We start from the raw sequence: 10,979 nt of genomic DNA on the forward strand, positions 1-10,979 counted from the left end.
GGCTGATTGTTGGTCAAAGTGACCCTTCAACGCAGTTAATAGGCTCAGCGAAAAAAATTTTGATGACTCTGGGGTTATATAGGATTCCAATTTCAAAGATGTAGGGTTCCTGTAGATATGGCTAAGATTTCCATGTCTGATTTTTTTAAAATCTGTAATACCTGATAGGGCACCGTAGTAGGGCAGTTTTATATCCTGCCATTCCTGATAACCTCCCAGTACTTTTCAACCGTCCTTTTGGATAGTTTCGCAAATTTTGAGAATTCTCTTTGAGACAGCCTTATATCATTTGGATAGTTTTCCAGACACCATTTAATACGCTCTTCTGTTTTGCAGTTCCTAATGTCGTTTGTACGTCTGGCAGATATGCGCTGGCGCTCTTGTTCAGTAAAATCAGAACCCTTCAAACCCATAATTCCTCTTCTGGAATCTAGGTTTGTGCGTGGATTAAATCTGGTGTTCATAAATTTGGATATAGATTTTGAAATGGATTTGAGATCATATTTCGGAAGATTGGTATTTTCTTGAAAATCTAACTCAATACATTTTTGGTAAATCACCTGAAAAGCTGACTCGTTATGGTCGTAACACCAGAATCTTAACAAATCGAATATCAGGCAATTTTTGCCAAGCGTTGAAGGTTCTCCCCTGTTTATAAATTTCTTCTTTGTGCTCTTAGAGGCATAATTTTCATAGTAAGATTTAAATACGTCGATGATATCACGTAATTCAATCTCATATTTTCCTGGAACCGTATGCCAGCACAAGTCGGGATTAATCTGCTGGTGTGTATCCCATAGGATGCCAGTAGAAGGCTGCTGTGAGCGTCTGGATAGCGTTCCGATGATGTTGCTCGATAATCCCCACGGATTTTTAACAACGTTGCTGTGTGGCAAGGCTGTGGCCTCAAAATAGGATGCCATCATTTCATGAGCAAGATTTGCTAAAAATTGTGGCCCGAGCCTACTGCCTTCACCTGTTAAAACAGGCGTAGCAAGCTGAATAATTGCCAGACTTCTGCCACTCCAAGGGTCAATGACAAGGTGGGGCTTTATGTTGTCTGGGAGGTCTTCCCACATAGCCAAGCCTTCATCATGGTCTATATCCAGCAACAGGCAGTTAATGGCTTTATCTGTATTGAACGATATCCAAGGCAGACTAATAGCATTATCAAGCCTGAAAAGATGGCTTGATTTCTCAATGCTGATTGATTTCAGATTTTGAGAAGCTCGAACCATTCGAGGCAAAGTGATGATAAGATTATTTGCAAGATTTTTAAGATGCGGTGCAATCTTGCGAGATTGCTTCAAGGACTTATCAATAATCTTATCATTTTTATCGTGCCAATTTGGCAATTTTATTAAGTCTAATGCTTTCATAATTTTCTCCATTTTGAGAATGGCTAAAAATTATTCAAACATTTAACTTTTTTCTTGACTAAATACTTTATATGATTTAATATAAAAATGTCCAGTATAAATTGTTTGAATGTGTTCCTAGCGCATCCAAATTAAGTTTTAAACCCTTCGCAAGCTTTAACTTGCGAAGGTGTTTTTATATCATACCGGATATTTCGATAATTTTCAAAATTTTTAATTATTTACAATTCATTTTTCCCGAATTTACTGTTTGTTTCTACTAAATGCCTCAAATACATAGGTAATTCCTTTATGGTCCCGTAAAGATTTTTAGAGATAATTCCAAGCTCAAACATCATACCATTTTCTATTAACAATTCTAAATTATTGATAGATCCAAGTACAGAACTCGGAAGAGTGCTTTTCCGCGCTGGGTTTATATTACTGAATCGCGGCGTATTAATTTCTCTGTATATAGTTAATAAAATTTCAGATATCGGGAGCGCGTCCTCCCTCAGAAAGGAAGCAAGCATTAGAAACGGCAGAGACGGATCAGACGAGTTTCGTGTCGATATTTCGACTATGTGCAATATTTCGGGCGAAATTTTAGCTACCCTTCGGCGAATTGAAGGCTCTTTTTCATTCTGTTCAATCCGAATTTCGCGCAAGGATGAACCAAGCCCTCTAACATCCTTTACCAACTCTTCAAGGATTTCGTTTTGCGGTCTTTTGTGTTTGTCCACAGATTTTTGTGCAGAAATTTCTACTAATCTATCTCTTAAATTTGCCCAGAGACTGGGAACTAATCGATTAATTATGGTATCTGGTACTGGCTTTTCGGAAATACTATTGATTGCCTTTACTATCTCAAAAATTCCGGCCTCATCAGCTTTTTGCGCTTGAAATTGAGAAAGTGGGCCACTGAGGTCGCTAAGTTCTAATCCAAATAGGAGAGGTATTACCTTTCCGTCTGTCATAGATTTCGATAAAGCGCCAGCCTCAAATAGAATCCATTCCGAGGTTATATTTTCTGGAGTGATGCATATGATACCAAAATTTGCTTCTTGTAGTTTCCCCGCAATAGCCTGAGCCCAACGTTCTCCGGCAGATATGTCTTTATCGGAGACAAAAGGACACACGTACTGAAGCACCAAAGGAAGCCAATCTCTAAGAGCGTTAGCTATCTCTTTGCTTCTTGGTTTACTCCAACTGATAAAGACTTCCATCACTCAATCCCAAAGAAAGATCGTTTTCCACCAAATATTGAAATTGTAACACGGACTAAAAGAAGAAAACCCAAAAAAAATATAGATAAATAAATTGATCGCCAGACGATATCCCAATACGTTATTTTGCCCATCATCGTCAAAGTACCCTGAACCTCAAAGAACCACGTCACATCTCCACCATCCATTTCATGGACAGGAGGCATAGGCACCTTTCTGGGTCTGCCCCTCGGTCTCTTAATTCCTTCGTTGTTCGGGAATTGTTGCACCTTAGAGGCTATGAACTCATTCAGGTCTTGAACCCTGAATCTTACGTCCCTCTTTCCATAGGATATCTTACGGGGACCAATACCCAACCACATCAGATTCCTGAGTCTGCCTGGACTAATGCCAAGATAAGCCGCCGCTGACTCATAATTCAGCACAGCAGGGGTTAACCCGGACAAAACAGGAACATCAGACATTTGCCAACGATATCATTATCATAGGTTCTAAGCCAGTCTGCGCCAATCTTGCGCCATTTCTGCGCCACTTTATAGGTGAAGACACGTGACAAACAGTGATATCATGGGATATAATAGTAGTTAGTTTGAACCACTTAGGAGAATAAAGAATGGATAGAATTAAACTTTTTTTGCCCTCTCACGGCGGCAACAGGGGTTCGAATCCCCTATGGGACGCCAAGGGAACCTGCCCCAAATTAAGCTATTCACATTCGGCGTAATGGTCCATTTGGACCACTAAAGAGAAGAGCCGTTTGCTACTTCGCACAAGATATGGCGGGGCGAATTTCCGGTAAAACCGCTTCAATGTTTTCAGGGTTTTTAGCGATCCATTACGTTGGTGGAATTTCTCGCTACGCTTCAAAAAAGTACTCGTTTCAACTTCTTCACTTACTGACCCTCGATCAAAAATTCGATAGGCACCGTCAGCGAAACTGTCGCCCCTGCAATCTCTTCAGGCGGCGGCGGGAACGGTTCTGCACGCCGGACAACGGCCAGGGTTTCTTTATCAAGCAATGCAAAGCCTCCACTCTTCCAAACCTTTGCAAACAGAACATACCCTCGTCGATCCATGACAAAGAACAGAATGGGTGTGCCTTCCTGATGCTCGGCCAAAGCTTCTGCCGGATACCGCTTGAAGCGTTCGAGGCGCGCCAGAATATCGCCCTGCCAGGTTATGGGGGCATTGCTGGAACGACTGGCATAGGACACGGAGGCCGCGCTACTGCTCTGGGAGAGCGTATTGTCCGCACTGCTCTGGGAGAGCGTATTGTCCGCAGCAGGAGGCGCCGTCATCTTCTCGGCAACAGGAGCCTGCATCGGGACCGGTTTTACAGGCTGCGGCGCGCTCTTTGCTGTCTTCTTATGAACCTTGACCTTCTTCACCTTCGGAACAGGCACGGGCGGATGTGACGCCGGAGACGGCGGCGCATCGACCTGCTGAGGCGTATCCGGCTGCGGTTCCGGCGGCGTGACCATCTGCTGCGGCCCGGGATCAACCTCCTGTGGAGGAGCGGGCGCAGGTGTCGGCATAGGGGACATGTCAATCGCAATAGCCGGAGGCGGTGCAGCACTTGGGGCCACAACCTGTGCTGGCACATGGGTCACAGCCCACCAGAGTGCCGCGCCTGTCAGAACAGTTACAGCAGCACCAGACAGGCCCCAGATACGGACGCTAAGCTGGTCTGCGGTCTTCTGATACCCCTTATACCAGTCCCGGAAGGTCCTGGGGATAGACGCGTGTGAAGAATTCACGGCCCTTCCCCAGCCCTTCCCCAGCCTCCTGCCCCTGAAGCGTGACAAGCGCAACCTTGAGGTAACCGGCCTTCCGAAGCTGCCCCATCACGTCCATCAACATTCCATAATCAACGGTTTTGTCCGCCCGCAGGAAAATCCGCTCTTCCTTGTTCCCCTTACTGGCTTTACCGAGTGCATCAACGAGTTGATCCGAACTAACGGCATCTTCGCCCAAAGCCAGCGTATGATCGGCCTTAACGGTCAGGAAAACCGGCTCATCCGGACGTGGAGCTGGTGTTTCAGTTGAAGATGGCAGATCAACAGGGACGTTGACCGTCGTCAGAGACGCAGCAACCATGAAGATCACGAGCAGAACGAGCATGACGTCGATAAACGGCGTCACGTTGATTTCGTGCGCTTCCAGCACCGCCTCATCGGCATGGCGAATATGAATAGCCATTCCCGCGATTACTCCGCAGCAGCCATGAAGCGAACGACATTGCCGCTTGCTGTAAGCGTCGCGCGGGCCAGATCACGGGAGACCAGACGCATCACAAGCGACGTCAGATCCGCGACGCAGGCACGACAGGCCGCCGTCTGACGGGCCAGATGATTGTAGATCACCACTGCAGGAATAGCAGCGACCAAACCAAGCGCCGTGGCCAAAAGGGCTTCTGCAATGCCTGGAGCAACAACGGCCAGACTGGTCGCATGAGCAGCAGCAATGCCCGTGAAGGACGACATGATGCCCCACACTGTTCCGAACAGGCCAATGAAGGGCGACGTCGCACCAATCGTGGCGAGCACGCCAGTCCCTCTCATCAGGCGACGGCCTTCAGCAGCTTCCAGGCGCTCAAGATGCAGGACAATCCGCTCCTTGATGCCGTCACGATCAGCAGGAATATCTTCCGAGCGGCGGCGCTCCGTTTCTGCGGCCAGCACCATGGCATGAGCGATACCCGCACCATCGCGCATCCATTCTTCTCCCAGATACAGCGTGTCTGCGTCTTCCAGCGCCGTTTCTGATTTTTTGAGCTGTGCACGCAAGCGAACCAGTTCCACAGTCTTGGCAATAAAAATCGTCCATGTGACGACAGACGCAGCAGCCAGAAGCGTCATCACGCAGCGGACCACCGGCCCGGCGCCAAGGAACATCTGCCAGGGAGAAACCGTAAGAGACATCAATGCACCTGTCTGGGCCATAATCAGAGTCCTCACTCAATGTTCTGAAGAACCTGAAACCCCTCGAACACTGGCGGCCCGACCGTCAGTACTTTCCCCTGCCCCGCACCAGCATGAGCGGCACGGAACTGTTCCGACTGCGTCCATCCGACAAAGGCGTCATAAGATTCCCATACGGTATGAGAGGCATAGAGAATATGATCCTCCCGGTTGGGTCCCTGCAAAAACTGGAAGCTGACAAAGCCCGGTACTGTCTTGAGCAGAACTTCGCGCTCCAGCCAACGCTTGCGGAAAGCCTCTTCGCTGTCTGGCCGGACCTTGAAACGGTTCATTGCAATATACATGATGTCTCCTTGTTTGATGCCCTGCCCGACATGACAAGATCATGAGGGACAACATAGGGTCGGCCGGAACTGTCGTGATGATGAATACAACCGTCCGGAATTCCGAAAACGTCGTTCAGCAACTGCGGGGTCATGACCTCCTGAGGGGTACCCTGCGCCTGAATCTCGCCTTGGTGCATGACAACAACCCTGTCAGCACAGGCGGCAGCCCAATTCAGATCATGCAGGACAAGAAGAACTCCACCCCCTCGCCGCGCATGTGTTCCCGCAATCTGAAGAACCAGCCTCTGACGCGCCATATCCTGTGCTGACAGGGGCTCATCCAGCAGAAGAAACCCCGGTACGTTATCCTGTGTGGCAATCTCAAGCTGGGCCAGCACACGCGCCAGATGAACACGCTGTCTTTCGCCACCTGATAGTGTCATGACGTCACGGGCGGTAAACGCAGAAAGCCCCACATGCTCCAGCGCAGCCAACGCAGCCGCGCCCCTCTCCGAAGCCTGTCGAGACTGACCCGAAATGGCCGTTCCCATCAGAACAAGCTCAAGCGCTGTAAACCTTACCCGCATGGGACAGTCCTGTGGCAATAACGCCCGACGCTTTGCAAGCTCGCCATTTGAGAGAAGATTAATGTTCTTTCCCCCGAAACTCACAGAGCCCCGCTGCAAGGGCATCAACCCGCAGGCCAGTTTCAGCAGCGTGCTTTTCCCCGCTCCATTCGGTCCGATGACGGCAACAATCTCTCCGGCAGCCAGTGACAGGTCGAGGTTCCGGACAAGACTTCGTCCGTTCACGGACGTGGAAACATTCTGGATTTCAAGCGTCATGACGGAATATCCGCTCCATGAATGCGACTAAGAAGCCAGACGAAAACCGGTGTTCCAAGAGCTGCCGTTATAATGCCAACCGGCAGTTCTGCCGGTGCCGCAATAACGCGGGATACCGTATCTGCCGCAGTGAGAAGGATCGCTCCAAGCAAAGCACTTCCTGGAAGGACAAAGCGATGATCCGGTCCCGCTACCAGTCGCACCAGATGCGGAACGACAACACCGATAAATCCGATGGCACCAACAAACGCAACGACTGGCCCAATGGACGCAGCAACAGCCAACATGGACAGCCGCTTGGTACGCTCAACGGGATACCCCATCAGCGCGGCATCGGCCTCCCCCAACAACATCGCATTCAAGGGGGCGGCAATACGGGTAGCAATAATCCCTGAAACAAGCAGAAAAGGCGTGAGGAGTCCGATACGCTCCCAGTTCGCACCGGAAAAACTCCCGAGCGTCCAGAATGTCAAATCCCGCAACGCCGTATCATTGGCACGGAAAATAAGGATGCCCGTCAAAGCTCCGGAAAAAGCCCCGAAAGCAACACCAGCCAGCAGAACTGTCGTGACGGAGGTAATGCCTGCCCGGGTTGCAAATACATACAGCAGGATCGTGACCAGAAAGCTCCCTGCCATTCCGGCGATCGGAACCGCCCATCCATTGAGAAACCCTGGCTGGGCGATATCAACGCCCAAAACAATGACACAGGCTGCAGCCAACGCCGCACCAGAAGACACACCAATCAGACCAGGATCGGCCAATGGGTTCCGAAACAGGCCCTGCATAATGGCTCCTGCTGTTCCAAGCGCTGCGCCTGCCATTGCAGAGAGAACAACCCGTGGGGCACGGATATGCGCCATGACCATCCAGGATAATGACTGTCCTGCGCCCTCGGAACCGTGGAGCAATGAGCCAATTCCGATGCCACTGGCCCCAACGTCCAGAGCACACAGCATTACCAGTGCCAGAACTGGAACAAGAACCAGAAGCCACAAATTCACGTGCCGTCGCACGTTCATCATGTTGGTTTTCCTGCTTTGGCTATCATATGAGCCAGATCGAGAGCAGCTTCAGGAGTGCGAGGCCCAAAGCCCAGAAGTCGTTCGCCTTCCATTTCCACGATTGCTTTCTTCTGACCTGCGGGTGTCATGCTAAAACCCGGATCGTTCAAAAGAGCCTGCCGGATTTCTGCTCCTCCCTGACTCATTGTCAGGATGATATCCGGTCGAAGGGTTACGAGAGATTCCGTGTTGAGCAGCTTGTATCCTTGCAAATCGGCTCCGACGTTGATGCCACCAGCAAGTCGGATCACGGCATCAGCCGCAGTGCCCTGACCGGCAACCATCGGTCGGTTATTGGTCATTCGCATGACAAACAGAACTTTGGGAGCACCAGAATGACTCGCCCGCCACCGCTCCAGCGCATCGAAATGGCTTTGAATATCCCGGCACATTTCGTCTGCGGCCCGCTCGCGTCCCACCACTGTGCCCAGAAATTTCGTTCGTTTCAGAATGGCATCCGGTGACGATGTAGAATCAACGAAAACGACTGGAATACCGGATGCAACAATTTGATCCATCGCATCAGCCGGCCCTGACGCATTCATAGCCAGAATGAGGTCTGGCCGAACGGACAACACGCCTTCTGCAGAAATGGCGCGCATATACCCTAAAGATTTCTTCTCTTTAAGCGCGCTCTCCGGCCAGGTCGAAGTAGTGTCAACGGCAACAATGCGTTCAGATACACCAAGCCGATAAAGCGTTTCGGTAATGGTGCCTCCAATGCAGGCAATACGAGACGCTCCTGACACTGAAACAGAACGTCCACGACAATCCGTTATGAGGCGGGGCTGCGCCCAACCAGCAGCGGGCACAAGTGCCGCAGCCAAAAGCAGAACAGAAAAACCACGACGACCAAGGTCACGATTACTCTTCACGCCTGCTCTTCCTTTTTTCAACAACGAACAACATCTCATATGTCATTCATGATAATGATATTCGTTCTCAACTAAAACGCAACCCGACCTTTCACCTTCTCGTTCGCTCCAGCTTCTGCCCCCAGCTTCTGGGCGAGATCCAGACACCTCGAGAAGCGTGTAAAAGCCTCTTCTGCCGCAGCTACACACATATTCCGGTCAAGTTCGGCTCCATCAATCGCAGCCTTGAACACCTTCCATGACTGACCACGTCCCTCTGGAGCCGAGGCAAGATGTCGTGCCCCAAAGCTCTCTGTCAAACCCAACGCCAATGACATGCGAGACAGGATATTGGCACCAAGCTTCGACCCTTCCGCAACATACAGCCAACCAACTGCGACCGAGGGATTAAATGGGATCACATCCCCACCACTGACTGGAGGTTGTGGCAGGTCAAGATCCTGCATATCTGCCTCTATGTATGCAAAGCGGTTACGCGCTTCCAGATCAGGAAGAAGACGACGCAATGTTACATCTTCGTAAATTTTCATCACATCACGATGGAAAATATATTGTGATATCAAGAACATTCTGTAACCGTTCAGGCTTGAAAACAGTCCCATCGACATGATCCGATGATCTATTCGGTCATGAATGGACTTTGTCTTTTCACGCAATGCAAACGACAGCGTATTTTCCGAAAAAAAAGCACACATAACTGGTGTTTTCCTTTTGTCTTTCAACATCATAACCTCAAAAACCGAGGCTCTGTCGTTAGATTTGAAGAGTCAGTTCACTTTCTATGTGGCAGATTTGCATCCCCACTTCAATGAAAATGAGAATCAATATCAATTGGATTGACGCTACATAAACTCTGAACGATTTAATGCGAACAATTCTCATTTAGAGGCTGAAAATGATTCGACATATCCCGGCTCTGATACGTCACAGGCGCCAGACAATGCTGGCAACATCTGCTCTTGCCTGGGGAATGGCTGCCATTCCTGTTGCGCACGCCCAGACACCAACACCCATCAACGAAACACCAATCGTGGAAACAAGCCCCCCCCCAACGATCAAACTCCGCCCGCTTCATGTGCGCGGACAGGCGTCAGCAGATGTTATCAATTCGATGAAAGTTGATCCGGACGCTGACTATAGCGCTGTCGGAAAGCCTCGTGTCATGACGACAACGGTGACGTTAAAAACGCTTCAGTCGCGCATGATCGATAGTATTTCAGATTATGCACGGCGTGTGGATGCCGGGATAAATTACAACAACAACAATCTCAGTATTAACATGCGTGGATTGGATCAGAACCGTATCCTCACCACGATCGACGGTATCCGGACAATCTGGGCCAACGACGGCGCCCGTGGTGTAGATGGCGGCGTATCATCTTACGATTTTAATTCGCTTGGTTCGATCGACATTGTCAAAAACGCAAATTCCGGCTTTTTCGGAACGGGTGCTCTCGGTGGTGTCGTCTCCCTCAAAACCTTGGATCCGGAAGATATCCTAACGGGAAATAAGGCTTTCGGCGGTCTGACAAAACTCACCTATGACGGCTCAAGCGAAAGCGGATACCTCAATCAAGCTCTCGCTGGACGTTATCATAACACAATGATTCTTGTTCAGGGTGGCTATCAAACAGGAAGCCAAACTGGAAATATGGGCGGCACCGGCGGTGTAGGCACAACACGTTCTGACAAAGATCCCGCTTCTTACACACAGGGTAATTTTCTTGGGAAAATTCATCAATATGTCGAAGGTGGCCATCGCTTCGGTCTGACCGGAGAAGTCTTTGATCGCAATTACAACGAAAATACATTGAGCAGCATCAGTTCCACCTATAGCCGTTATCACACGCTGGAAGAGAGCAAGCGGTCCCGTGTTTCCGGTAGCTACGATTACAAGGCTGAACACCCTTCTGCATTCATCAGCGAGGCGCATCTCATTGCCTACTGGCAGAAAGTCAACATGATCAACGATACCGCCGCTAATCGTCTTACTGCCCCGATCGGCGAGTATGACCGAAACAGTAATCTCGCCGTTCAATCCTATGGTACGACCGGGTCAATTACTTCAAATATCTTTACAGGCCGCCTTCACCACGTCATTACGCTGGGCGGTGAAGCATACATCACTGATACCAGTCAGTACGCCGGGGGCTTGGATAACTGTACTGCAACCATTTACTCATGCAGATTTCTGCATGTTAATCAGTCGGATATGCCGGATGTCCATGGCACGGACCTTGGCGCAATTGTACAGGATCGTATTGGGGTAGGGAAAATGGAGTGGCTTCATATCACTCCCGGGTTCCGCTTTGACTATTACAAACGGAGCCCACAATACACGGCAACTTATGCGAACAATGCGGC

The 10,979-nt window shown here is 49.6% G+C and carries 12 protein-coding genes; 1 reads left to right on the forward strand and 11 read right to left on the reverse strand.

Annotated features, from left to right (window positions below; genetic code table 11):
* Window positions 1-188 precede the first annotated feature (188 nt).
* The 11 genes from AC3B6F_RS04045 to AC3B6F_RS04095 all read right to left on the reverse strand — a co-directional run bounded on the left by AC3B6F_RS04045 (window position 189) and on the right by AC3B6F_RS04095 (window position 9,310).
* The gene (locus AC3B6F_RS04045; protein WP_489823455.1) at window positions 189-1,379 is read right to left on the reverse strand and encodes a replication initiation protein; all 1,191 of its coding nucleotides are present in this window, start codon (window positions 1,377-1,379) and stop codon (window positions 189-191) included.
* A 221-nt stretch (window positions 1,380-1,600) separates the two neighbouring features.
* A complete protein-coding gene (locus AC3B6F_RS04050; protein ID WP_489823456.1) occupies window positions 1,601-2,584 on the reverse strand; it encodes a toll/interleukin-1 receptor domain-containing protein in 984 nt (327 codons plus the stop codon).
* A complete protein-coding gene (locus tag AC3B6F_RS04055) occupies window positions 2,584-3,048 on the reverse strand; it encodes a helix-turn-helix transcriptional regulator (RefSeq protein ID WP_489823457.1) in 465 nt (154 codons plus the stop codon). Before AC3B6F_RS04055 ends, AC3B6F_RS04050 begins: the two co-directional genes overlap by 1 nt.
* A 429-nt stretch (window positions 3,049-3,477) precedes the next feature.
* Window positions 3,478-4,341 (reverse strand): TonB family protein, encoded by an 864-nt coding sequence (locus AC3B6F_RS04060; RefSeq protein WP_489823458.1) that lies wholly within the window; start codon window positions 4,339-4,341, stop codon window positions 3,478-3,480.
* On the reverse strand, window positions 4,292-4,783 hold the full coding sequence (gene exbD, locus AC3B6F_RS04065; RefSeq protein WP_489823459.1) for a TonB system transport protein ExbD: 492 nt from the start codon (window positions 4,781-4,783) through the stop codon (window positions 4,292-4,294). The genes AC3B6F_RS04060 and exbD overlap by 50 nt, the downstream gene beginning before the upstream one ends.
* Before the next feature lie 8 nt (window positions 4,784-4,791).
* The gene (exbB, locus tag AC3B6F_RS04070; protein ID WP_489823468.1) at window positions 4,792-5,505 is read right to left on the reverse strand and encodes a tonB-system energizer ExbB; all 714 of its coding nucleotides are present in this window, start codon (window positions 5,503-5,505) and stop codon (window positions 4,792-4,794) included.
* A gap of 32 nt (window positions 5,506-5,537) precedes the next feature.
* Complete coding sequence (gene hmuQ / locus AC3B6F_RS04075; protein WP_023943402.1) at window positions 5,538-5,849, reverse strand: heme-degrading protein HmuQ; 312 nt, start codon at window positions 5,847-5,849, stop codon at window positions 5,538-5,540.
* Window positions 5,834-6,676, reverse strand: coding sequence for a heme ABC transporter ATP-binding protein (locus tag AC3B6F_RS04080; protein WP_489823460.1), 843 nt, complete (start codon window positions 6,674-6,676; stop codon window positions 5,834-5,836). The genes hmuQ and AC3B6F_RS04080 overlap by 16 nt, the downstream gene beginning before the upstream one ends.
* Complete coding sequence (locus AC3B6F_RS04085) at window positions 6,673-7,701, reverse strand: FecCD family ABC transporter permease (RefSeq protein ID WP_282860823.1); 1,029 nt, start codon at window positions 7,699-7,701, stop codon at window positions 6,673-6,675. The genes AC3B6F_RS04080 and AC3B6F_RS04085 overlap by 4 nt, the downstream gene beginning before the upstream one ends.
* Window positions 7,698-8,654 (reverse strand): heme/hemin ABC transporter substrate-binding protein, encoded by a 957-nt coding sequence (locus AC3B6F_RS04090; RefSeq protein WP_489823461.1) that lies wholly within the window; start codon window positions 8,652-8,654, stop codon window positions 7,698-7,700. The genes AC3B6F_RS04085 and AC3B6F_RS04090 overlap by 4 nt, the downstream gene beginning before the upstream one ends.
* A gap of 32 nt (window positions 8,655-8,686) precedes the next feature.
* Window positions 8,687-9,310, reverse strand: a complete 624-nt coding sequence (locus tag AC3B6F_RS04095; protein ID WP_489823462.1) for a biliverdin-producing heme oxygenase — start codon at window positions 9,308-9,310, stop codon at window positions 8,687-8,689.
* A gap of 245 nt (window positions 9,311-9,555) precedes the next feature.
* Between AC3B6F_RS04095 and AC3B6F_RS04100 the strand changes: the two genes are divergently transcribed.
* A partial coding sequence (locus tag AC3B6F_RS04100; protein ID WP_489823463.1) for a TonB-dependent receptor plug domain-containing protein occupies window positions 9,556-10,979 on the forward strand: 1,424 nt, incomplete at its 3' end.

It is taken from the genome of Gluconobacter sp. ESL1110 (assembly GCF_058107395.1).